The 22,856-nt window shown below is 60.1% G+C and carries 20 protein-coding genes; 14 read left to right on the plus strand and 6 right to left on the minus strand.

Going from position 1 to position 22,856, the window contains the following annotated elements; all coding sequences use genetic code 11:
* From WAO69_RS17360 to WAO69_RS17390, 7 genes are all read left to right on the plus strand, one after another.
* Positions 1-789: cobalamin B12-binding domain-containing protein (locus WAO69_RS17360; RefSeq protein ID WP_422181466.1), on the plus strand; the 789-nt coding region annotated here is incomplete at its 5' end.
* The gene (ppsR, locus tag WAO69_RS17365; RefSeq protein WP_422181468.1) at positions 786-2,204 is read left to right on the plus strand and encodes a transcriptional regulator PpsR; all 1,419 of its coding nucleotides are present in this window, start codon (positions 786-788) and stop codon (positions 2,202-2,204) included. The genes WAO69_RS17360 and ppsR, both read left to right, overlap by 4 nt.
* 102 nt (positions 2,205-2,306) lie before the next feature.
* Entirely contained in the window at positions 2,307-3,215 is a 909-nt protein-coding gene (gene chlG / locus WAO69_RS17370) for a chlorophyll synthase ChlG (protein WP_422181470.1), read from the plus strand.
* Positions 3,212-4,501 (plus strand): BCD family MFS transporter, encoded by a 1,290-nt coding sequence (locus tag WAO69_RS17375; RefSeq protein ID WP_422181472.1) that lies wholly within the window; start codon positions 3,212-3,214, stop codon positions 4,499-4,501. The genes chlG and WAO69_RS17375 overlap by 4 nt, the downstream gene beginning before the upstream one ends.
* Positions 4,502-4,504: 3 nt before the next feature.
* On the plus strand, positions 4,505-5,680 hold the full coding sequence (locus WAO69_RS17380) for a geranylgeranyl diphosphate reductase (protein WP_422181474.1): 1,176 nt from the start codon (positions 4,505-4,507) through the stop codon (positions 5,678-5,680).
* Positions 5,677-6,219, plus strand: coding sequence for an isopentenyl-diphosphate Delta-isomerase (idi, locus tag WAO69_RS17385; RefSeq protein ID WP_422181476.1), 543 nt, complete (start codon positions 5,677-5,679; stop codon positions 6,217-6,219). The genes WAO69_RS17380 and idi overlap by 4 nt, the downstream gene beginning before the upstream one ends.
* A gap of 103 nt (positions 6,220-6,322) precedes the next feature.
* Entirely contained in the window at positions 6,323-7,576 is a 1,254-nt protein-coding gene (locus WAO69_RS17390) for a flavin-dependent oxidoreductase (protein ID WP_422181478.1), read from the plus strand.
* A gap of 6 nt (positions 7,577-7,582) precedes the next feature.
* On the opposite strand, the gene glpK is transcribed toward WAO69_RS17390, so the two are convergent.
* Positions 7,583-9,049, minus strand: a complete 1,467-nt coding sequence (glpK, locus tag WAO69_RS17395; protein WP_422181480.1) for a glycerol kinase GlpK — start codon at positions 9,047-9,049, stop codon at positions 7,583-7,585.
* A gap of 15 nt (positions 9,050-9,064) precedes the next feature.
* Positions 9,065-10,630, minus strand: coding sequence for a glycerol-3-phosphate dehydrogenase (gene glpD, locus WAO69_RS17400; RefSeq protein WP_422181482.1), 1,566 nt, complete (start codon positions 10,628-10,630; stop codon positions 9,065-9,067).
* 100 nt (positions 10,631-10,730) lie between these two features.
* On the opposite strand from glpD, the gene WAO69_RS17405 reads away from it, so the two are divergent.
* Both WAO69_RS17405 and WAO69_RS17410 read left to right on the plus strand, forming a co-directional pair.
* Complete coding sequence (locus WAO69_RS17405; protein ID WP_422181484.1) at positions 10,731-11,843, plus strand: CaiB/BaiF CoA transferase family protein; 1,113 nt, start codon at positions 10,731-10,733, stop codon at positions 11,841-11,843.
* A 108-nt stretch (positions 11,844-11,951) separates the two neighbouring features.
* Positions 11,952-13,439: an ABC transporter substrate-binding protein gene (locus tag WAO69_RS17410; RefSeq protein ID WP_422181486.1), complete on the plus strand. Its 1,488-nt coding sequence runs from the start codon at positions 11,952-11,954 to the stop codon at positions 13,437-13,439.
* A 78-nt stretch (positions 13,440-13,517) separates the two neighbouring features.
* Here the strand turns inward: WAO69_RS17410 and WAO69_RS17415 are convergent, their stop codons facing one another.
* Positions 13,518-14,915 carry an aspartate aminotransferase family protein gene (locus WAO69_RS17415; RefSeq protein WP_422181488.1) on the minus strand — a complete coding sequence of 466 codons (1,398 nt, stop codon included), beginning with the start codon at positions 14,913-14,915 and terminating at the stop codon, positions 13,518-13,520.
* A gap of 72 nt (positions 14,916-14,987) precedes the next feature.
* Positions 14,988-15,668 (minus strand): GntR family transcriptional regulator, encoded by a 681-nt coding sequence (locus tag WAO69_RS17420; RefSeq protein WP_422181490.1) that lies wholly within the window; start codon positions 15,666-15,668, stop codon positions 14,988-14,990.
* A gap of 149 nt (positions 15,669-15,817) precedes the next feature.
* On the opposite strand from WAO69_RS17420, the gene WAO69_RS17425 reads away from it, so the two are divergent.
* The 5 genes from WAO69_RS17425 to WAO69_RS17445 all read left to right on the plus strand — a co-directional run bounded on the left by WAO69_RS17425 (position 15,818) and on the right by WAO69_RS17445 (position 21,148).
* Positions 15,818-16,903, plus strand: a complete 1,086-nt coding sequence (locus tag WAO69_RS17425) for a polyamine ABC transporter substrate-binding protein (RefSeq protein WP_422181492.1) — start codon at positions 15,818-15,820, stop codon at positions 16,901-16,903.
* Between the two features lie 63 nt (positions 16,904-16,966).
* The gene (locus WAO69_RS17430) at positions 16,967-18,118 is read left to right on the plus strand and encodes an ABC transporter ATP-binding protein (protein ID WP_422181494.1); all 1,152 of its coding nucleotides are present in this window, start codon (positions 16,967-16,969) and stop codon (positions 18,116-18,118) included.
* Positions 18,118-19,011, plus strand: a complete 894-nt coding sequence (locus WAO69_RS17435) for an ABC transporter permease subunit (RefSeq protein WP_422181496.1) — start codon at positions 18,118-18,120, stop codon at positions 19,009-19,011. The genes WAO69_RS17430 and WAO69_RS17435 overlap by 1 nt, the downstream gene beginning before the upstream one ends.
* Entirely contained in the window at positions 19,008-19,826 is an 819-nt protein-coding gene (locus WAO69_RS17440) for an ABC transporter permease (RefSeq protein WP_422181498.1), read from the plus strand. The genes WAO69_RS17435 and WAO69_RS17440 overlap by 4 nt, the downstream gene beginning before the upstream one ends.
* Positions 19,823-21,148 (plus strand): NAD(P)/FAD-dependent oxidoreductase, encoded by a 1,326-nt coding sequence (locus tag WAO69_RS17445; protein WP_422181500.1) that lies wholly within the window; start codon positions 19,823-19,825, stop codon positions 21,146-21,148. The genes WAO69_RS17440 and WAO69_RS17445 overlap by 4 nt, the downstream gene beginning before the upstream one ends.
* Positions 21,149-21,161: 13 nt before the next feature.
* Here WAO69_RS17445 and WAO69_RS17450 read toward each other — a convergent pair whose 3' ends face one another.
* Together WAO69_RS17450 and WAO69_RS17455 are read right to left on the minus strand one after the other, a co-directional pair.
* The gene (locus WAO69_RS17450) at positions 21,162-21,833 is read right to left on the minus strand and encodes a flagellar hook capping FlgD N-terminal domain-containing protein (protein WP_422181502.1); all 672 of its coding nucleotides are present in this window, start codon (positions 21,831-21,833) and stop codon (positions 21,162-21,164) included.
* A gap of 9 nt (positions 21,834-21,842) precedes the next feature.
* On the minus strand, positions 21,843-22,856 hold a 1,014-nt coding region (locus WAO69_RS17455; protein ID WP_422181504.1), incomplete at its 5' end, for a flagellar hook-length control protein FliK.

Here is a 22,856-nt window from a genome sequence, read left to right on the forward strand (position 1 = left end):
ATAATGGCCCATGACGACCAGAACTTTTCCGAGGCAAGCGGCGTTCTGCCATTTGCTTCTCTGGCGCTTGAAGTGGTGTCAGTCATCAATGAGCGCCAGGCGAAAGTGCAAGCCAATCAGGCGCGCCCTTACATCAGAAGTATCCTGGATCGCAGGTTGACGACCAAAGCCTACTTCAGCCCAAGTGACGCCCTGACCGAATTACGCGCGCTGCGATTGGGCGACGAGGCCATAATTGACAATTACATTCCCGAAGCCGCGCGCTCTATAGGTGAAAAATGGAACCGCAACGAGCTTGGCTTTGCGGAAGTCACCATAGCGTCGGTCCGATTGCAAAGCCTGCTGGCCGAGGTCGAATTCATCAATCCCGAGATTCAGCCCTCGTATGACGGTCCGCTGAATGCCCTCATCGTGTCCTGCGAGGGCGATCAACACACGCTTGGCTGCTTTGTGGCAGCTGCTCAGATCCGCCGAACCGGCGCGACAGTGGAAACCCTGTGCGCCGCGCCGGATGCGGCCATCTGCAAGAAGATCATGAATGGCGATTTCGACGCGGTATTGTTTTCCTGCTCTCGCAGCCAAAGCCTTGAAAGCATTCGAAACATTGTTATGTATTCCAAAAAGAAGTTGTCTGACCCGCCTATCTTTGCGCTGGGTGGCATCATCGTGGGAACGTTAGGGAATATTCAGGGTCAGACCGGAGTTGATCTGGTCACAAGTGACACTGATGCATTGGTGTCTTATTGCGCGCAAAGATCGCCCAAGCTGCTGAAACAGGCCTCAAGATGAGCGCCGGTGGCTCTGTCGGCTGGACGAGCGGACACGCGGTAGAGCTTTCCTCGGATGAAGTTCAAGGGATCATTGCGGCGGCGGCAGACATCGCGTTGATGATTGACCCCGACGGCAAGATCACATCGGTTATCCTCAATCACGCTGACGAGACTTTCGGAAATCTGGATCACTGGTGCAATCGGCCGATGACAGATTTCCTGGTCGAGGACAGCATCTCGAAATTCAAAGACGCGCACGCCCTGTTCCTGTCAGGCGCGGACGTGCGCAAGCAGATCGAATTGAACCACCAGGACGAGGTCTCGTGGGAATTCCCGGTCCGCTACACCATGCACCGCTTTGGTGAGGGCAATATCGTGCTGATGCTGGGCCGCGATCTGCGCCCCATCGCGGAAACACAGCAACAGCTTGTCCATGCGCAAATCGCTTTGGAAAAAGGCTATGAGGCGCGTCGCGAATTCGATGCGCGCTATCGCGTTTTGCTGAACAACACGCGGGATGCGGTTGTTTTCGTTTCGGTGCGTGAAGGGCGCGTCAAGGACATGAACGAACCTGCCGCCTCCCTTTTGGGTGTTGGTCGCGAAGCACTGGCGGGCAGCCCGTTTGTACAGGCTTTCAAAGATCGCGCCGCAGGCGAATTGATCGAAGCGCTGCTGAACACATCCATATCGGATGGCGACGGATCGCTGGTGCTTGAGACCCGCACGGGTCGGCGCAATCTGCGCCTGATACCGACCGTGTTCCGGGCTGCGGGCGAACGCGTCATCATGTGCCGCATGGAAACCGAGGAAGACATCGGACTGGCCGAAGATCAGACCACGGTGTCCATGGCGGCCCTGTTTCGCGATGGCAGCGATGCATTCGTTTTCACGGACAACAAGGGCGTCATCACAAGCGCCAACGACAGTTTCCTTGAACTGGTGGACGCGGCGCATCTGGCTGATGTCAAAGGCCGGTCCCTGGGGGATTTCCTGCATCGGGGACAGATTGATCTGTCGATGCTGATCGAGAACTCCAAGCGCACCGGCCAGATGCGGATTTACTCCACGAAACTGGTGAATGATTACGGCTCAAAAATTTCCTCCGAGATTTCAGCCACATATCTCAGCACAGGCGCTGCACCCATCGTGGCTTTCGTCATTCGCGACATCAGCCGCGTCGAAGCTGTTCGTCAGGGCGGCGGGGGCGGAAATGCCGAGGATTCCAGCCGCAATGTCATGGAATTGGTCGGCTCGGCCACTCTGAAAGAGATCGTGTCGGAAACCACGGATGTGGTTGAAAAGATGTGTATTGAAACGGCCGTCACGCTGACACGCAACAATCGCGTCGCCGCAGCCGAGATGCTGGGGCTTTCGCGCCAAAGCCTTTACGTAAAACTGCGCAAATACGGTCTTTTGAGCAAAGAAAAAGACTAGTCGGGGCCCGCCCCTCTCATCAGGACATCCAGAACCGTACAGCTTGCCGCAGGCATGCGTGTTTTGCTTGCGTCGACTCGAAGTGTCAGTAATAGTTTACACATGAGTGTAAGCCAAACTATCACAGAGCGTCGTTTCCCGGAACCAGCTGCCATGTTGCGGCTGATCAAACCGATCACATGGTTTCCCCCGATGTGGGCCTATCTGTGCGGCGTGATCTCTTCCGGCGTGTCCCCCGCACAAAGCTGGCCGCTGGTTGTTCTGGGCGTGCTTCTTGCCGGACCGATCGTCTGCGGCATGAGTCAGGCTGCAAATGACTGGTGCGACCGTCATGTCGATGCCATCAACGAGCCCGACCGGCCGATCCCATCGGGCCGTATTCCCGGCCGCTGGGGTCTGTGGATCGCCCTTGCGATGTCCGCCATCTCGCTGCTGGTCGGCTGGCAACTGGGGCCATGGGGCTTTGGTGCCACGATCCTTGGCGTCTTGGCCGCATGGGCCTATTCCGCCGAGCCCATTCGGATGAAAAAATCCGGCTGGTGGGGGCCTGGCCTGGTCGGCTTGAGCTATGAGACGCTGCCCTGGTTCACCGGCGCCGCCGTGCTCAGCGCAGGCGCACCTGCCATGCCCGTCATCATCGTCGCCGTGCTCTATGGCATCGGGGCGCATGGCATCATGACACTCAATGATTTCAAAGCGTTGGAAGGTGACCGCCAGATGGGCGTAAACTCCCTTCCGGTAACGCTTGGCCCGGAGAAAGCCGCCAAGGTTGCCTGTATCGTCATGACCATTCCTCAGGTCATTGTCTTTGCCCTGCTGGCCTATTGGGATCGTCCGGCGCATGCGGCCGGCGTTCTGGCGGTGATCGGCCTGCAATTCTGGGCAATGAGCGTGATGTTCAAGGACCCCAAGGGCAAAGCGCCCTGGTATAATGGAACAGGCGTGTTGCTCTATGTCAGCGGCATGATGATCACGGCCTTTGCGATCCGCTCTTTGGGAGTGATGCCGTGAAGACCCTCAGTTGGTTTGACATTGTCCGCCTGGGTTTGATTCAGGCCTGTTTGGGAGCCATCGTCGTTCTCACCACATCCACCCTGAACAGGTTGATGGTTGTCGAGCTTGCGCTGCCCGCAGTCCTGCCGGGTCTGTTGGTGGCCCTGCACTATGGCATCCAGATCACCCGGCCGAACTGGGGTTTCAGGTCTGACACGCGGGGCAACCGCACCACCTTTATCATCGGCGGCATGATCGTTCTGGCGCTGGGCGGTTTTCTGGCTGCCTATGGCGTGCAGGTGCTGGCCACGCAATATGGGCTGGGTCTGGCGATTTCGATTCTGGCCTATGCGCTGATTGGCCTGGGTGTTGGTGCCTCTGGCACATCGCTGCTGGCGCTTTTGGCGACCGCCACCGCGCCGGAACGACGCGCAGCGGCGGCCACGATCACATGGCTGATGATGATTGCCGGAATTGCGATCACCGCAGGCACGGTCGGTGCGTTTCTTGATCCCTATACACCGGCCCTTCTTCTCAAGATCGTAACGATTGTGACGGTCGGTGCCGTCTGTGTGACTACCCTTGCCGTGTGGCGCATTGAACGGGATGTCGAGGACACCTCAGAGCCGGAAACCATGCCGTTTTCCCACGGCATGCGCGAAATCTGGGCCGAGCGCAAAGCGCGCAACTTTACCGGTTTCGTGTTCCTGTCGATGACCGCCTATTTCATGCAGGAGCTTATTCTCGAGCCCTATTCCGGCCTCGTGTTCAACTTTTCGCCGGGCCAGTCCACATCGCTCTCGGGTGCGCAGAATGGCGGCGTGTTTCTGGGCATGGTCATGGTCGGACTCGCCTGTACAGGACTGCGAATCGGATCGCTCAAGGGCTGGGTGATCATCGGCTGTCTGGGGTCTGCCGCCATGCTGGTCCTGATCGCGCTGCTGGGTCAGATCGGACCCGGTGCCCCTCTGGTGCCCGCCGTGGCCGGTCTGGGCATTTTCAACGGAATGTTCGCGGTAGCCGCCATCGGTTCGATGATGGCGCTGGCGGGCGAAGGTCGCGACGGCCGCGAAGGCACCCGTATGGGTCTTTGGGGCGCGGCACAAGCGATGGCGGCAGGGTTCGGCGGACTGATCGGAGCGGCCGCTGTCGATCTGCTGCGCACAGCCATGAGCAGCGACGCCTCGGCCTTCGGCACGGTGTTCGTCGCCGAAGCCGCCCTGTTTGTTTTTGCCGCCATCATGGCGGTGCAAGTCATGGAGCGGCGTCCCAGTCGTTCCTTGGAAATGGTTCCAGGAGAATGAAACATGTTTGATGTCGTTGTAGTGGGCGGAGGGCCCTCGGGCGCAACAGCCGCCGAAGATCTGGTCCGCTCGGGCCATAAAGTCGCGCTTCTTGATCGTGAAGGCCGCATCAAACCCTGCGGCGGCGCGATCCCGCCGCGATTGATGCAGGATTTCAACATCGACGACGCGCAACTGGTCGCCAAGGTCAACACCGCGCGCATGATTTCTCCCACAGGGCGCATGGTCGATATCCCGATCGAGAACGGTTTCGTCGGCATGGTCGATCGCAAGGACTTTGACCCTTTCCTGAGACAACGGGCCGTCGATGCGGGGGCCGAGTATCACGTCGGCACCTTCCTGCGGATTGATCGCACCAACGGCACCAAGGTCATCTACCGCGAGAAATCCAGCGGCGAAGAAAGGGAACTTCCCTGCAAGCTGATCATCGGCGCGGATGGCGCACGGTCACGCGTGGGCAAAGCCGAAGTCGCGGGCTGGGACAAGATCCCCTATGTGCTGGCCTATCATGAGATCATCAAGGCTCCGCCCAAGAACGACGTCTATGACCCGGTGCGGTGTGATGTGATCTATGACGGCGCGATCTCGCCTGATTTCTATGGCTGGGTCTTTCCACATGGCGACAGCGCCAGCGTGGGCATGGGCACCGGGCTGACAGACATCGATCTGAAGAAAGCCACCGCCGATCTGCGCGCGGCCGCCGGCCTGACGGATTGCGAAACACTGCGCCGCGAAGGCGCGCCGATCCCGCTCCATCCACTGGACAAATGGGACAATGGCCGTGATGTCGTTCTGGCGGGTGACGCGGCCGGCGTGGTTGCCCCGTCATCGGGTGAGGGTATCTATTATGCAATGGTAGCGGGTCGCGTTGCGGCCACGGCCTGCGCGGCAACCCTTGCTTCGGCCAGGGTGAAAGATCTGCAACTTGCCCGCAAGCTGTTCATGAAAGAACATAAGACCGTCTTCAGGGTGCTTCAGTCGATGCAGAATGCCTATTACAGATCGGACAATCGGCGTGAACGCTTTGTGTCACTGTGCCATGATGTGGACGTGCAGCGCCTGACATTCGAAGCCTACATGAACAAGAAACTGGTCGCCGCACGGCCCTTGGCGCATCTGAAAATCGGCTTCAAGAACCTTGCGCATCTCAGTGGTCTGGTATCTGCCGAACGCATATGAGCATCATGATCCCGGCCTGGGTGAACGGCGAACTTACACCCGTGGAAAAGCTTGAGGCACATCAACGCGGCCTCAGGCACAAAGCCGTGTCCGTCTTTGTCATCCGGGGTACGAAAATCCTGATGCAACGGCGCGCTCTGGGAAAGTATCATACCCCCGGCCTCTGGGCGAACACCTGCTGCACGCATCCCGACTGGGGCGAGACACCGTCCACCTGCGCTGTACGCCGGTTGAACGAAGAACTGGGCATTACCGGTTTGTATCCCGAACACCGTCACCATCTGGAATACCGCGCCGATGTCGGCAACGGTCTGGTCGAACATGAGGTGGTCGATGTCTATCTGGCCCGCGCTGGCAAGGACATGCCGCTGGATCCAAACCCCGATGAGGTGATGGAGACCGAATGGGTCGATTATCACGATCTTCTGGCCCAGATCCGGATGCATCCGGAAAAATTCACGCCCTGGCTCAAGATATATCTGACAGATTATGCCGATATGATATTCGGCTCGGATCTGATGATCGCGTCCCGGGCGTAAGTTAGCGCCATTTCCATGTTTTAAGCACGACGCAGGGCCGCTCAGGCCCTTGAACCTCTGCGGCGCGGCTGGTTGAGTGGCGCGGCACACAGGAGGGACAGACGTGACCGTATTGATCGCAGGCGGCGGGATTGCCGGGCTGAGCCTTGGATTGACCTTGCATCAGATCGGGGTGCCGTTTCGCATCTTCGAGGCGACCTCGCAGATCCGGCCCATGGGTGTCGGCATCAACATCCAGCCCAATGCCGTGCGCGAGTTGTTTGACCTTGGTCTGGAAGATCAGCTGGATCAGATCGGTGTGCGCACCCGTCAATACGGGTTCTACTCCAAACTTGGCAAAACCATCTGGGAAGAGCCGCGCGGCACATGGGCCGGGTACAGCTGGCCGCAATACTCGATCCATCGCGGCAAACTGCAGATGATGCTTTATGAGACTTTGCTGCAGCGTGCAGGCGCCGAATGCATCGTCACGGACGCCCGCGCCGTGGCCTACGAAAATACCCCATCCGGTGCAGTGCTGCATCTTGGCGCGGGCCGTTTCGAAGGCGGTTTGATCATCGCGGCGGATGGCATCCATTCGGCGCTGCGCGCACAGATGTACCCACAGGAAGGCCCGCCGATCTGGGGCGGGGCTGTGTTGTGGCGCGCGACATCTCAGGCCAAGCCGTTCTTTGGCGGCGGGGCGATGGCTCTGATCGGGCATGACACACAGAGGCTGGTCGCCTATCCGATTTCCAACCCCGACCCGCAGACCGGCGAGGTCGTGATGAACTGGATCGCAGAACTGCGCATAGACCCGTCCCAGGGGTGGAAGAAGGAAGACTGGAACCGCGCCGCGGACCGGGGCGATTTTCGCCCTGCCTTTGACGACTGGAAGTTCGACTGGATCGACGTGCCGGGGTTGATCGACAGCGCCGCGCAGGTCTTTGAATATCCGATGGTGGATCGCGATCCGCTGGAGCGCTGGACCGACGGCCATGTCACCCTCATGGGAGATGCCGCGCATCCGACCTATCCCGTGGGATCAAACGGTGCCAGTCAGGCGATTATCGACGCTCGGGTGATCGGGGCCAAACTGGTCGAACACGGCATCACAGCCGCAGCGCTTGAGGCCTATGAGGCCGAGGTGCGACCCGTGACAACCGGCGTGGGTCTGGCCAATCGCGGCAGCGGTCCGGATGCGATCCTTCAGCGGGTCGAGGACCTGTGCGGCGGGGATTTCGGCACGATCGACGAGGTGATCTCGCTGGATGATCTGGCCGCGCATTCGGCCAAGTACAAATCCATCGCCGGGTTTTCAATAGATGCCCTGAACGCCAAGCCCGCTCTGATTGCCAAAGGCGCGCGGGTGGCCTGATCTGCGTCAGACACTCAGCGTTGCGGCGACCGCTTTGCTCCATTGCGCATAGGCCGCGTCGCGCTCGGCCCGGGTGTTTTCGGGGGTGAACCGCCTCTCAAGATGCCAGCGCTCTGCAAACCCGGCCTGATCGGGATACACACCTGCGCGCATACCCGCCAGCCAGGCCGCGCCCAGTGCTGTGGTTTCGACCATGGCGGGGCGATCCACGGGCGCACCCAGGATGTCGGCAAGCCGTTGCATCGTCCAGTCGCTGGTGGCCATTCCGCCATCCACCCGCAGCACGGTCTGAGCCGACGCAGACCAGTCGGCTTGCATCGCCTCAAGCAGATCGCGGGTCTGGAAGGCCACGCTGTCCAGAGCGGCACGCGACAGTTCCGCGGGGCCGGTGCTGCGGGTCAGCCCATAGATCGCACCGCGGCAATCGGGGTTCCAATAGGGCGCGCCCAGACCTGTGAAGGCAGGCACGATGATGACGTGTTGCGCGGGATCCGCGTCTTGCGCCAGCGTGCCGGACTGCGCGGCGCTCTCGATGATGCCAAGGCCATCACGCAACCATTGCACCACGGCACCGGCGATGAAAATCGACCCCTCGAGCGCATAGGTCCGCGTGCCATCCAGTTGATAGGCGATGGTGGTCAGCAGCCGGTTTTGCGAGGCCACGGCGACATCGCCCGTGTTCAGCAAGGCAAAGCATCCTGTGCCATAGGTGGATTTCAGCATGCCCGGCTGGAAACAGGCCTGTCCGATGGTGGCGGCCTGCTGATCGCCCGCAACACCGAGGATCGGAATGGTCGCGCCGAACAGATCGGTGGTCCCATAGTCGGCAGCGCAGTCGCGCACATCCGGCAGGAGCGACATCGGCACGTCGAGAAGGGCGCACATTTCGGTGCTCCATGCGCCGGTGTGGATATCAAACAGAAGCGTGCGCGCCGCGTTGGTTGCATCGGTGGCATGAACCTTGCCGCCGGTCAGACGCCAGATCAGGAAGCTGTCAATCGTACCAAAGGCAAGGTCCATGTCACGGGCACCCTCGATATGATCGAGGATCCACTTCACCTTCGTGCCTGAAAAGTAGGGATCCAGAAGAAGCCCGGTCGTTGCCGAGACCTGCGCCTCATGGCCTGCGTCTTTCAGCCTGGCGCAAAGTTCGGCGGTGCGGCGGTCCTGCCAGACGATGGCGTTGTGAATGGCCCGGCCGGTTGCGCGGTCCCAGAGCACGGTGGTCTCGCGCTGGTTGGTGATCCCGATGCCCTTGATCTGATCCGCAGAAACCCCGGCTTTGGCAATCGCGTCCCGGCAGGTGCCAAGCACAGTTTGCCAGATGTCTTCGGGATCATGTTCCACCCAGCCCGAGGCCGGGAAATGCTGGGGGAATTCCTGCTGAGCGCTTGCAACAATCTGCATATCTGCATCGAACAGGATGGCACGGCTGGACGTAGTGCCTTGATCTATCGAAAGAATATAGCTCATTGGGGTCTCATGTTATCATGCAGCATGGAGGCCGATCCACGCCTCAAGTGCGCCGACTTCGGCGGGGGTGAAGCGCAGGCCAAGCTTGGAGCGACGCCAGAGGATATCCTCAGCCTCCAAGGCGAATTCGTGCTGCATCAGCCATCGCACCTCGCGTTCGGTGAGGGAGTGGCCAAAGCTCTGGCCAAGGTCCGCAAGGTTTTCAGCGCCCTCCAGCAGGACAAAGGCATCGCGCCCATAGCCGCGGATAAGGCGCTGCGCCCAGCGCGCATCAAGGAAGGGATATGCCCGGCGCAACGCGGTGATCTGGGCTTGCACAGTGTCATGGGGAAAGTCGCCGCCGGGCAGCGGAGCGCCCGCAGTCCATGCCGGGGCGTCCTTGCCCAGACGCGAACCGATCGTGTCGACGGCGGATTGGGCAAGTTTGCGATAGGTCGTGATCTTGCCGCCGAACACATGCAGCACCGGCGCGCTCATCTCTTCAAGAGACAGCACATAATCGCGCGTCGCCGCCGTGGCCGACCGCGCGCCGTCATCATACAGCGGGCGCACTCCGGAATAGCGCCAGACGATGTCATCCAAGCCTATGGAATCCTTGAAGTATTGTGAGGCAAACTCGCACAGATAAAGCGCCTCTTCATCAGTGCAGACCGGGGCAGTGTCCGGATCGGGATGGTCCATATCGGTGGTGCCGATCAGGGTGAAATCCTGCTCATAGGGAATGGCAAAGATGATGCGCCCATCCGCGCCCTGCAGGAAATAGCAGTGATCGCCCTCATACATCCGCCGGACGACGATGTGGCTGCCACGCACCAGGCGCACGGTCTCGGCGCTGTTTGAGCGTATGACTGCACGCAGGGTTTCACCGACCCAGGGGCCAGCCGCATTGATCAGAAGGCGGGCCTTGTGGATACGCTCGGATCCGTCGCGCTGTTGCGTGGTCACATGCCAGAGACCGTCATGAACTTCGGCGGAAAGGACCTTGCTTCGGGTCAGGATGCACGCGCCGCGCTGGCTGGCGTCGCGGGCGTTCAAGGAGACCAGACGCGCATCTTCGACCCAGCAGTCCGAGTATTCAAAGGCGCGGGTCAGCGCGGGCTTCAGAGCTGCGCCAACGGGCGATGTCCTGAGATTTGTCCGTTTTGTACCAGGTAAAATGGTGCGACTGCCCAGATTGTCGTAGGCAAACAGGCCCAGACGGATCAGCCAGGCGGGCCGGCGTCCCCGCATCCACGGCATGATTTTCTGCAAAAGCCGCGACACCGGGGTGTCGCTGTCAAAGCGCATCTGCGGATGCAACGGCAGGACAAACCGCAGGGGCCAGCTGATATGGGGCATGGCCCTGAGCAGGGTCTCGCGCTCTTTGAGGGCTTCGCGCACCAGCCTGATCTCGAGATACTCAAGATAGCGCAGACCGCCGTGAAACAGCTTGGTCGAGGCTGAGGAGGTCGCCTGCGCCAGATCACCCTGTTCCGCAAGCGTCACCGACAGGCCGCGCCCGGCGGCATCCCTGGCGATACCGCAGCCGTTGATGCCGCCGCCAATGATGAACAGATCGCTTATGTCGTTCGACTGGGTCATGCTGCCTTTCTGGCGCGTTTTCCGACCATGTCCAAGCCAAACCGTGCTTGACCTCGCTGACCCCCTCTTACAACGTCACGACGATCAGGGAGGGATGTCGATGCTGAACCGGAACGGGCCTTTGAGAGGCGTGCGCGTGGTCGAGTTTGCAGGGCTGGGGCCGGCACCGTTTGCCTGCATGATGCTGGCCGACATGGGGGCCGATGTCGTGCGGATCGCGCGGCCAGGGCAAAAGCCACTGTTCGGGATTGATCAGAAATACAATCTATACGACCGGTCGCGAGCCTCGGTTACGCTGGATCTGCGCGATCCCGACCAAAAGGCGCAGGCCGGGGCGCTGGCAACGCGGGCCGAGATCGTGATCGAAGGATATCGCCCCGGCGTCATGGAGCGGCTGGGACTGGGCCCTGATGTTCTGTTGGCGCAAAATCCCGCTCTGGTCTTTGGCCGCATGACCGGCTGGGGTCAGGACGGACCGTTGAAGGATCGCGCCGGGCATGACCTGAATTACATGGCGATTTCCGGGGCGCTCTGGGCGATTGGTCCGGCCGGCACCCCGCCTCCGCCACCGCAGAACATCATCGCCGATCTGGCGGGGGGCGGCATGATGATGGTTGCCGGCGTGCTGGCCGCGCTGACCCATGCGCGCGCCAGCGGCGAGGGGCAGGTCGTGGATAGCTGCATGTCCGACGGCGCGGCCCTGATGATGGTGATGCAATACGGAATGAAAGCCGCAGGCCTTGGCCATTCCGGCGCGCGCGGCGCGGATATCCTGAATGGCGGTGCCGCCTGGTATCAGTGTTATGAGACCGGCGATGGCGGGTATGTCTCGATCGGGGCTATTGAACCGCAGTTCTTCGCGAAATTGCTTGAGACGGTGGGGCGGGCCGATGATCCGGTCTTTGCCGACCAGTACGGGCCAAACGGGCAGGCCGCGATGCAGGAGGCATTGCGCGCCCTGTTCCTTGAAAGAACACGGGATGAGTGGTGCGCCATTCTGGAACAGGTCGATGCCTGTTTCGCGCCGGTTCTGTCGATGGATGAGGCCCCGCTGCATCCCCATAACGCGGGTCGCGGCACGTTTGTGGATACGGATGGAATCGTGCAGCCCGGCCCCTGCCCTCGGTTTTCGCGCACGCCGTCGGATCCGCCCACGCATGGGGATGGCGGGCAGCTTGTGTTGGAGGATGTTCTGGCGGCCTGGGAAGGCTGAAACAGCCTGCCCCAAATTGCCCCCTTGTCAGTTGTGCCGCTTTTGCCAAGACTGAGGTCAGCGCTGTCCGATCAGAGGCAGCCTGGAAATGTCAGGGAGATATTGACCATGACCGCAATGACCAGCCGCCTTGCCTGGGCTGCGTCCTTCGCGTTGGCCGCCAGCTTTGGTGCCGCGCAGGCGCAGCAAACCGACATTACAGTGGGACTGCAACTTGAGCCGCCCCATCTGGACCCGACCAGCGCCGCTGCCGGTGCTATCGACAGCGTGCTCTATTCCAACGTCTTTGAGGGCCTGACGCGGTTCATGAGCGATGGCTCGGTTGCGCCCGGTCTGGCCGCCAACTGGGAAATCTCGGAGGACGGCACCGTTTATACATTCACCCTGCGTGACGGGGTGACCTTTCACGATGGCACCACGATGGACGCCGAAGACGTCAAGTTCAGCCTGGATCGGGCGCGCGCCGAAGACAGTGTGAATGCCCAAAAGGCCCTGTTCGAGGGGATCACCGATGTGACGGTGGTTGATCCGCAAACCGTCCAGGTGACGCTGGCCGAGCCGAACGGGAGTTTCCTGTTCAACATGGCCTGGGGCGACGCAGTGATCGTGGCACCTGAAAGCATCGAGAACATCAAGCAAACGCCCATCGGGACCGGCGCGTTCCGCTTTGTGGAATGGGTACAGGGTGACCGGATCGTCCTGGAAAAGAACGCCGATTACTGGGGGACGCCCGCTTTGCTGGACAAGGCGACGTTCAAGTTCATCTCGGATCCGACGGCGGCTTTTGCGGCGATGATGGCCGAGGATATCGACGCTTTCTCGGGGTTTCCGGCACCGGAAAACCTGCCTCAGTTCGAAGCCGATCCGCGCTTTCAGGTGCTTGTCGGTTCAACCGAGGGTGAAACGATCCTGTCGATCAACAACAAGCAAGCGCCCTTTGACGATGTACGGGTCAGAGAGGCGGTCGCCCATGCGATCGACCGCCAGGCGATTATCGACGGGGCGATGTTCGGCTATGGCACGCCCATCGGGACGCATTTTGCGCCCCATAACCCGGCCTATGTCGATCTGACCGCGATGTCGGCCTTTGATCCGGCCAAGTCCAAGGCGCTTCTGGCCGAAGCCGGGTTTCCGGATGGGTTCGAGACCACGCTGCATCTTCCGCCGCCCTCCTATGCACGGCGCGGGGGCGAGATCATTGCCGCTCAGCTGGCCGAGGTGGGCATTACCGCCGAGATCATCAACGTCGAGTGGGCGCAGTGGCTGGAGACCGTGTTCCGCGGCAAGAATTTCGGTCTGACCATCGTCAGCCATACCGAGCCAATGGATATCGGGATTTATGCGCGGCCGGACTATTACTTTCAGTATGACAACCCCGCTTTCCAAGAGCTGATGGCGACGCTGAACACCACCAACGATCCCGAGGCGCGCACCGCGCTGATGCAGGATGCGCAGCGGATGATCGCGGCGGATTATGTGAACGGGTATCTGTTCCAGCTGGCAGCGCTGGGCGTGGCCAAGGCAGATCTGGAGGGGCTGTGGGTCAACGCCCCCACACAGGCCACCGATCTGACGGCTGTGAACTGGGCCAACTGAACCAAGACAGGGCGCGACCTTGCGGTTGCGCCCTGTTTCTTTTCCGACCTCCCCAAGAACTCGGAACTGACGGGTGTCTCAGCTGGCTGAAGCCCAGAGGCCGTCTTCCTTGATCTTGCCATAGGCCTCATCCAGCGAGGTGCGGGCGCGGCTGATCAGGATGTCGATTTCATCCGGTGTGATCACCAATGGCGGCGAGATGATCATGCGATCCCCCACATGGCGCATCACCAGATTATTGGCAAAGCAGCGTTCGCGCGTGATATAGCCGACGGTTCCCGGCTCGGACGCGAATTTCGCGCGGGTTTCCTTGTTGGGCGTCAACGCGATCGAGCCCATCATGCCGACGATCTTTGCCTCGCCCACCATGGGGTGATCCAGCAGGCTTTCCCATTTTTCCTTGAGATACGGAGCGGCCACGTTCCTGACATGGCCAATCACGTCTTCCTCTTCGAGGATGCGGAGGTTTTCCAGCGCAACGGCAGAGGCGACGGGATGACCCGAATAGGTATAGCCGTGGTTGAATTCACCCTGCGCGATGACACCTGCCACCTCGTCCGAGACAATCGAGCCACCGATGGGCTGATAGCCCGAGCTGAGGCCCTTGGCGATTGTCATGATGTCCGGGCGGATGTTGAGGGTCTGTGAGCCGAACCAGTTGCCGGTACGCCCAAAGCCGCAGATGACTTCGTCGGCGATCAGAAGGATTTCATATTTGTCGCAGATGCGCTGGATTTCTGGCCAGTAGGTTTCCGGCGGGACGATCACACCGCCTGCCCCCTGCACGGGTTCGGCGATGAAGGCCGCGATGCGGTCTTCGCCCAGCTCAAGAATGGCCGCTTCGAGTTCCTGCGCGCGCGCCAGACCGAAGGCTTCGGGTGTGTGATCGCCGCCCTCGGCCCACCAGTTGGGCTGATTGATGTGATGAACGTCGGGAATCGGCATACCGCCCTGTGCGTGCATCGCGCTCATGCCGCCAAGCGAGCCCGAGCCGACGGATGAACCGTGATAGGCGTTCTTGCGGCTGATGATGATGGATTTCGTCGGCTTGCCCTTCATTGCCCAATAGGTGCGAACCAGACGGATATTGGTGTCATTGGCCTCGGAACCCGAGCTTGCGAAGAACACGTGGTTCAGATCGCCCGGGGCCAGCTCGGCCAGCTTTTGCGCCAGCGCAATGGCCGGTACATGCGTGGTCTGAAAGAACGTATTGTAATATGGCAGCTCGCGCATCTGGCGGGCGGCGACATCGGCCAGTTCGGATCGGCCATAGCCGATGTTCACGCACCAGAGGCCGGCCATCGCGTCGATGATGCGGTTGCCGTCACTGTCGTTCAGCCAGACGCCATTCGCGCGGGTGATGACACGCGGGCCTTTGGCTGCCAGTTCGCCGTTGGCGGTGAACGGATGCATGTGATGCGCCGAATCCAGAGCCTGAAGTTCTGCCGTGGGCATGTGATTTGTGATCTGGGTCATTGCGCGCTCCTGTCATGTCTGGGTGGGACCAAGATATGATCAAATTCCCTGGAGTCAATCGAATCGGCTGGCTCAGGTCGTCTCCCTCAGCACCTGAGACATTTGCCCGGTGCCCTGTGCCACGTCTTCGATCATGGCGCGCGCAGCCGCATCCGGATCGCCTAATTTCAAGGCAGACAAAAGCTCCTTGTGGCGATCGGGGAGGTTTTCGGTTCCGAACCGTCCGCAGACGACGCGCAGCGAAGGTCCGAACCGAAGCCAGAGTCCTTCGGCCACTCCGTGTAGAATGGGGGCGTCCGCTTCTTCGTAAAGTCGCATGTGGAACTGATAGTTTGCGGCAAGATATTTGCGCACGTCGCCATTGCGGATGGCCGCATCAAGGGCGGCATCAATCTTGGACAGATTCGCTATGGCGGTGGCTTCGATCCGCTGGGCGGCACGGCTAGCCAATTGTGACTCAATGCTTTTTCTCAGAAAATCGATTTCCTCCAGCTCGGCCAGGGAAAGGGTCGGCACGCTGACGCGACGGTTGCCCTGAAAGCGCAGCGCACCTTCGGAGATCAGCCGGCGGATCGCTTCGCGCACCGGGGTCATTCCTGCCCCCAGTGCAAGCACCAGACCCTGGATGGTCACCGGCTCACCGGGTGTGAGTTCGCCGAACAGGATTTGCTCGCGCAACTGAAGATACACTGTCTCATGTGCGGGCTGTTTGCCGGGTGGCCAAGTGCTGTCTTTTTGAGCTTTGCCGATCATATTCACGAGAGCGCCTTTCGACTTGAACTTCGTCACCTTGCACAGGTTACCTGCGCATGAAATCATAATCGATGTTGCCCAGAGAGGCAAAACTTGATCAAATTATCGAAACCGGGGCAAAGGCTCGGGTTCACTTGTGGGAGTAAATGATGAAAACCAAACTGCTGTCACTGACCGCTGTTTTCGCCATGACCACGGCAGCGGTGTCTGCCGAAGAGGTCCGGGTATACAATTGGTCGGACTATATCGACGAAGAGCTTCTGACCAAGTTCGAAGAAGAAACCGGGCTGAAGCTGGTTTACGATGTCTTCGACTCGAACGAAGTTCTGGAAACCAAGATGCTGGCCGGTGGGTCGGGCTATGACGTTGTTGTGCCATCAGGCACGTTCCTGCAACGCCAGATCACTGCAGGTGCCTTCCAGAAGCTGGACATGTCGCAACTGCCAAACATGGAAAACATGTGGGACGTGGTCGAAGCACGCACGGATCAATATGACCCCGGCAACCTGTATTCGATCAACTATATGTGGGGCACCACCGGAATCGGTGTGAACGTCGGCAAGGTCCAGGAAGTTCTGGGCGAAGATGCGCCCATGGGCTCGCTTGCGCTGATCTTTGATCCTGCGAACATGGAAAAGCTGGCATCCTGCGGCGTGCATTTCCTGGATGCACCGACCGAGATGATCCCGGCCGCGTTGAAATACATCGGTCAGGACCCTGACAGCCATGATCCGGACGTGATCGCAATGGCGGAACCGGTTCTGATGGCTGTGCGTCCCTATGTGCAGAAGTTCCACAGCTCGGAATACATCAACGCGCTGGCCAATGGCGAAATCTGCGTGGCATTCGGTTGGTCCGGTGACATTCTTCAGGCCCGCGACCGTGCCGCCGAAGCAGATAACGGCGTCGAGATTGCCTATAATGCACCAAGCGAAGGCGCGCTGATGTGGTTCGACCAGATGGCGATTCCCGTGGACGCACCCAACCCGACAGGCGCGCATGTGTTCCTGAACTTCATCATGGATGCTCAGAACATGGCACAGGCGTCGAACTATGTGTATTACGCCAATGGCAACGCGGCTTCGAAAGAGTTTCTGGTCGAGGACGTGATCGGCGATCCGGCGATTTACCCGGATGAGGCAACTCTGGAAAACCTCTACACCACGACACCCTATCCGGCGAACGTTCAGCGCACGGTGACCCGTCTGTGGACCAAAATCAAATCTGGCACCTGATAGGAGCCTGTCGGACGTCCGGGGCCCTGAGCTCCGGGCGTCTTGAATTTCGGGGGACACAACATGGCAGACGCAGCACGGTCAAAACCTAACACGCCTGCGGCGAGGTTTGAGCCATGGAACGATCCGACGGCCAAGCCGTTGATCCAGTTCAAGAACGTGACAAAGCGGTTTGGCGATTTCGTCGCCATTGACGATCTGTCCATCGACATTTTCGAAAGGGAATTCTTTGCGCTTCTGGGCCCGTCGGGCTGTGGCAAGACCACATTGATGCGCATGCTGGCAGGGTTCGAGGCCCCGACCGAGGGAACCATCCTGTTGGCGGACAAGGATATCTCGCCCATCCCGCCCAACAAACGGGCGGTGAACATGATGTTCCAGTCCTATGCCCTGTTTCCGCATCTCAATATCTACGAAAACATCGCCTTTGGACTGCGACGCGAAGGCATGCCCAAAGTCGATCTGGAAGCGCGCGTCGAGGAAATGCTGCGACTGACCCGGCTGGAACGGTTTGCCAAGCGCAAGCCGCATCAGATCTCGGGCGGGCAACGCCAAAGGGTGGCGCTGGCGCGGTCTCTGGCCAAGGCGCCCAAACTCTTGTTGCTGGACGAACCCCTGGGCGCACTGGACAAGAAGCTGCGCCAAGACACGCAGTTCGAACTGATGGATATCCAGGAGAAGACCGGCACCACCTTTGTGATCGTCACCCATGATCAGGAAGAGGCGATGACGGTTGCCTCGCGCGTGGCGGTGATGGACGAGGGCAAGCTCATTCAGGTGGCCACACCCGATGTGATCTATGAAAATCCCTCATCCACCTATGTCGCGGATTTCATCGGTGACGTGAACCTGATCGAGGGTAAAGCCAGCCCGATTGATGGCGGCATTGACATCAACTGGGCCGAGGGCCAGCCGAAGCTGCATTGCAAGACAGACAAACATTTTGACAGCGGGCAGACCTGCTATCTGGCGATCCGGCCCGAAAAGGTCGCCATCCACGCCGAAGAGCCTGAAGCGGACAACAAGCTGCAGGGCAAGGTGCTGGACATCGCCTATCTTGGCAACATCTCGACCTATCATGTCGAGCTGGCCACCGGGCATGTCATCAAGGCGCAGACTGCCAACAACCGCCGCATCGCCCGCCGGTCCTTCACCTGGGAGGACAATGTCTGGCTGAGCTGGACCGAGACGGCCGGGGTGGCCTTGGCAAGCTGATGGGTCGTCGTCTACTTATACTGGTCCCGTATCTTTGGCTCTTGGCGCTGTTCCTGGTGCCATTCCTGATCGTTCTGAAGATCTCGCTGAGCGATCCTGCGGTGTCGATCCCGCCCTATACGCCGACTCTGGATTGGCGAGAGGGCTGGTCCGGGTTCACCAGCTTCCTCAGCCAGCTTGATTTTGATAATTTCGTTTTCCTGACCGAGGATGACCTCTATTGGAAAGCCTATCTGTCAAGTCTGCAGATCGCTGCCGTGTCCACCATTCTGACGCTGCTGGTTGGCTTTCCGATCGCCTATGGCATGGCCCGCGCCGCCCCGGAATGGCGCCCCACTTTGCTGATGCTGGTGATCCTGCCGTTCTGGACCAGTTTTCTGATCCGGGTTTATTCCTGGATCGGCATTCTGGCCAATGAGGGATATCTGAACCAGGTTCTGCTGAACCTTGGGCTGATTTCCGACCCCCTGATGATCCTGAACACGCAGACAGCCGTCTATATCGGTATCGTGTACACCTATCTGCCGTTCATGGTTCTGCCGATTTATTCCTCGCTGGAGAAGATGGACGATTCCCTTCTGGAAGCGGCCGAAGATCTGGGGTGTTCGCGCACAACTGCGTTTTGGCTGATCACCATTCCGCTGGCCAAAACCGGCATCATCGCGGGATGTTTTCTGGTGTTCATCCCGACCCTTGGCGAATTCGTGATCCCGTCGCTTTTGGGCGGGTCCGAAACGCTGATGATCGGCAAGGTGCTTTGGGAAGAGTTCTTCAACAACCGCGACTGGCCGGTGGCGAGTGCGGTTGCGGTTATCCTTCTGATGATCCTGATCATTCCGATCATCCTGTTTCAGCGCAATGAACAAAAGCAGCGGGAGGCAGAGGGGCAATGAGACGCTTTTCCTGGTTCAACGCGACCTCGCTGACATTCGGCTTTGCCTTCCTGTACCTGCCCATGATCATCCTGGTGATCTATAGCTTCAACGAAAGCCGACTGGTCACAGTCTGGGCGGGGTTTTCCACCAAATGGTATGGAGAGCTGCTGAGCAATGAGCTGTTTCTGGATGCAGCCTGGGTCACCCTCAAGGTCGCCGTCGTCTCGTCCAGCATCGCCACGGTGCTGGGCACAATGGCGGCCTATGTTCTGGTCCGCTCGGGGCGGTTTTCGGGGCGGACTCTTTTCTCGGGCATGATCTATGCGCCGCTGGTGATGCCCGAAGTCATCACGGGTCTGTCGCTTTTGCTGTTGTTCATCGGCATCGGTATGGATCGCGGCGTGTTCACCATCGTGCTGGCGCATACAACCTTTTCGATGTGCTTTGTCAGCGTCGTCGTATCCTCGCGGCTGGTGACATTCGATCGGTCACTGGAAGAAGCTGCGTTGGATCTGGGCTGCACGCCCTGGCAGGCGTTTCGACTGGTGACGCTGCCGATCATTGCGCCTGCCGTGATCTCGGGGTGGCTTCTGGCCTTTACCCTGTCGCTGGATGACCTGGTGATCGCCTCCTTCACCGCCGGCCCTTCGGCAACGACATTGCCGATGCGCATCTGGTCCAGCGTCAGACTGGGCGTCAGCCCCGAGATCAACGCGCTTTCGACCTTGCTGATCGCGGTGGTGACGCTTGGGGTGATCTCGGCCTCTCTGGTGTCAAAACGCAATCTCATGCGCCAGCAACAGGATGAGCAAACCGCGGCGAGAACGGCATGAGACGGATCTTTCCAGATTATGCCTATGGCCCCGGGCCGCGCACTGGCTGTTTCTGGGACGACTCGGCGCGCGCCTTTGACTGGAGCGCATTGGGCGGGGAAACCACGGCGGATCTCTGCATCATCGGAGCAGGCTTTACCGGAACCAATGCCGCGATCACGGCCGCGCAGCATGGTGCCAATGTGGTTGTTCTGGAAGCGCAAACTCCGGGCTGGGGCGCGTCCGGGCGCAACGGCGGATTTTGCTGCCTGGGCGGCGGCATCCATGAGAAAGCCAAGCTAAAGGAGCGCTTTGGCGTTGAGGGCAAGGCCGAGTTTCATGCCGCAGAAGTGGCGGCGGTGGCGCATGTTGCCGCTCTGCTGAAGACCCATGGTATCGACGCCGACGTGCATTCGGATGGCGAGACATTGCTGGCGCATAAACCTTCGCGCATGGCGGAACTGGAAGCGCATGCGCTCTCTTACGAACAGGCCTATGGCGGCAAAGCCGAGATCCTGTCCGCGTCCGAGCTTTCTGCCAATGGCATGTCCGGCCCGTTTCACGGAGCGGTGTCGATCCGCACCGGATTTGCGCTGAACCCCAGAAAATACCTGGACGGTCTTTTGAGCGTGGCGCTGGAGCTTGGGGTGCGGATCTTTGGGCAATCGCCCGCGACCGGCATGCAGCGCGAGGGTGGCAAATGGCGGGTGCGCACGCCACAGGGGGTGGTGATCGCCGACAAGGTGGTGATCGCCACAAACGGCTATTCCAGCGAAGACCTGCCCGACTGGATGGCCGCGCGCTATATGCCGACCCAATCAACGGTGATCGTGACGCGACCGCTGACTGGCGACGAGATTCAGGCGCAGGGCTGGACCAGCCAGCAGATGAGCTATGATACGCGCCACCTGCTGCATTACTTTCGCCTGATGCCGAACAACCGGTTTCTGATCGGGATGCGCGGAGGTCTGATTTCAAGTCCGGGCAGCGAGGCCCGTGCCCGCGCCCATGTCCGAGCCAGCTTTGCCGAGATGTTTCCGGCCTGGGCCAATGTCGAGGTGACGCATCAATGGTCTGGCATGGTCTGCCTGTCGGCCAAGTTCCTGCCCTTTGGGGGCGCGGTCCCCGGTCAGCCCGGCCTGTTTGCTGGGTTTGCCTATCACGGGAATGGCGTGGCTATGGGCAGCTATGTGGGTCACCTGCTGGGGCAGGTGGTTTCGGGCGCGCCTGAGGACAGGATCCCTGTGGCAATCCGCGCGGAACCCACACGCTTTCCACTGGGGCGGGCGCGTCGCGCGCTGATGCCGCCGGCCTATGCGGCGTTCTGGTTGCAGGATCTGTGACCGGGCGATCATATCAGGCGGGGTCGCGCAGCGCGGTCACCTGATCGGCGCGCACATAGGCCCCGCTTTCAAGTTTGAGCACCGTGTCGCCACCGATGATCTGCGCCTCGACCACGCGGGAATACACCTCGGCCGGTTCGGCAAGGATCACCTGATCGTCACGGATGCTTTCTACAGCAAAGGAATAGCTGCCAGAGCCCAATGGGCGGCCCGATTGATCCAGACCGTCCCAGTCGAAACTGGCGCTTGATACAGGCAGGTCGCGGCGGGCGACCTCACGGCCCGTGTCACCATAGATGACCAGTTGCACGCGATCGGCCATCACGGCCGGGTTCGGGGATATGGTGATCGGCTCCCCCTCAAAGCGTGCAGAAGAGACCGCACGCGCCTCCATCCCGACCCAGTTTGCCATCGTGGTCATCGCGCTTGCGCCAAGCGCGGTAGCCAATGCGCCCAGTTGATCATTGGTAAACACCTGTTGTTCGACCATAGAGAACTGCGCAAGCTGTGCTGCATAATCCGATGAGCTGACCGGATCGAGAGGATCCTGATACCGGGCCTGAGCGGTGAGCATTTGCAGAAAAGCGTCGAAATCAGAGGACAGCGTGGCGGGGTTGGCCGGGTTCTGTGCGGGGCTGGATTGGGTCAGGTTGTTTGCAGCTGATAGCGTGGGGATTGTGGTCATGGTGCCCTCCTAAAGCCGGATATCAAGGCCGGTTTGAACAGGTTGTGCAGATTGGACGGGGGCAGCAGGAAGGTCATCCCCATGCTCAATCCGCAATCTGGCTTCCTGCTGATCTTGGCCTCGTGTGTCAGCGCGTTCCTCAGAGGTCTGGAACTGAAAATCGATACTGTCATAGCCCAGCTCACGGTATTCCTGACCCAGTTCGGCAGCGTGCCGCCTCAGGAGATCCAGAGTTTCCACGCGCTCTGCCATCAGGGTCATGGTCAATACGCCTTCGGCCGCCACAAGGGACAGCCGCACCTTTCCCAGTTCCTCGGGATTGAGGGTGATTTCAACCGCGCTTTGACCGGGTTGAGGGGCAAACTGTACAATCTGAACAATCACCGCGCGCGCCAGCCCGGGGGCGGCTGCCGTCCCTGTGTTGGTCGGCGCGACCGCATCGGAACCGCGTGGACTCAGAGTGAAATCAACGTCAGTTCCAGGGCCATTTGCGATGTGTTCCGTCTGATCCATCCGCATGGGCATTGCGACAGGGGTGATGAGCGGGTTTGGACTGGCTGCCATTTGAAATGCCGATGGGGTCGGTGTTCCCGGTGCCACATGCTCGGCTTGAGGCCAGGTGCGGCTGCGGGAATCTGAAAATGTCAGCGGTTCAATCGGCAGGATCTCACCAGGGATATCGGCACTGAAGCGGTCGTTTTGCACGATCGGTCCAAGCTGAGAGGATGCAGGGTTTGGTTTCTCAGCCATGTGAGCAAGACGCGAGCCCAAGGGGAGGTCGTCGGTCTGGGTCACCGGCACATAGGCCGCAGATCCATCGCCTTGCCGGGACGCATCAGACCGGGCCTGCACGGGAGACCCAGGAAAAAGCATCATATCTGCGTCTGCAACGCCCACGGGCCCGCGATCATCGCTGTTGCCTTGCGTTGTCCTGGACAGATCATCAAAGGAGGCCACAGGTGTCTGGGTCAGCAGGAAAACACCGGCTCCAGAGGGTGACGCCACCGGCCTGTGTTCGATCGA

The organism is Aestuariivita sp. (assembly GCF_049276915.1).
Lineage (GTDB): Bacteria > Pseudomonadota > Alphaproteobacteria > Rhodobacterales > Rhodobacteraceae > Aestuariivita.

What these genes read in the sequence shown, in the direction of transcription:
- ppsR (WP_422181468.1), top strand. Translation starts at nt 786, where the DNA reads ATGAGCGCCGGTGGCTCTGTCGGCTGGACGAGCGGACACGCGGTAGAG.
- chlG (WP_422181470.1), top strand. Translation starts at nt 2,307, where the DNA reads ATGAGTGTAAGCCAAACTATCACAGAGCGTCGTTTCCCGGAACCAGCT.
- WAO69_RS17380 (WP_422181474.1), top strand. Translation starts at nt 4,505, where the DNA reads ATGTTTGATGTCGTTGTAGTGGGCGGAGGGCCCTCGGGCGCAACAGCC.
- idi (WP_422181476.1), top strand. Translation starts at nt 5,677, where the DNA reads ATGAGCATCATGATCCCGGCCTGGGTGAACGGCGAACTTACACCCGTG.
- glpK (WP_422181480.1), bottom strand. Translation starts at nt 9,049, where the DNA reads ATGAGCTATATTCTTTCGATAGATCAAGGCACTACGTCCAGCCGTGCC.
- glpD (WP_422181482.1), bottom strand. Translation starts at nt 10,630, where the DNA reads ATGACCCAGTCGAACGACATAAGCGATCTGTTCATCATTGGCGGCGGC.
- WAO69_RS17405 (WP_422181484.1), top strand. Translation starts at nt 10,731, where the DNA reads ATGCTGAACCGGAACGGGCCTTTGAGAGGCGTGCGCGTGGTCGAGTTT.
- WAO69_RS17410 (WP_422181486.1), top strand. Translation starts at nt 11,952, where the DNA reads ATGACCGCAATGACCAGCCGCCTTGCCTGGGCTGCGTCCTTCGCGTTG.
- WAO69_RS17415 (WP_422181488.1), bottom strand. Translation starts at nt 14,915, where the DNA reads ATGACCCAGATCACAAATCACATGCCCACGGCAGAACTTCAGGCTCTG.
- WAO69_RS17420 (WP_422181490.1), bottom strand. Translation starts at nt 15,668, where the DNA reads ATGATCGGCAAAGCTCAAAAAGACAGCACTTGGCCACCCGGCAAACAG.
- WAO69_RS17425 (WP_422181492.1), top strand. Translation starts at nt 15,818, where the DNA reads ATGAAAACCAAACTGCTGTCACTGACCGCTGTTTTCGCCATGACCACG.
- WAO69_RS17430 (WP_422181494.1), top strand. Translation starts at nt 16,967, where the DNA reads ATGGCAGACGCAGCACGGTCAAAACCTAACACGCCTGCGGCGAGGTTT.
- WAO69_RS17435 (WP_422181496.1), top strand. Translation starts at nt 18,118, where the DNA reads ATGGGTCGTCGTCTACTTATACTGGTCCCGTATCTTTGGCTCTTGGCG.
- WAO69_RS17440 (WP_422181498.1), top strand. Translation starts at nt 19,008, where the DNA reads ATGAGACGCTTTTCCTGGTTCAACGCGACCTCGCTGACATTCGGCTTT.
- WAO69_RS17445 (WP_422181500.1), top strand. Translation starts at nt 19,823, where the DNA reads ATGAGACGGATCTTTCCAGATTATGCCTATGGCCCCGGGCCGCGCACT.
- WAO69_RS17450 (WP_422181502.1), bottom strand. Translation starts at nt 21,833, where the DNA reads ATGACCACAATCCCCACGCTATCAGCTGCAAACAACCTGACCCAATCC.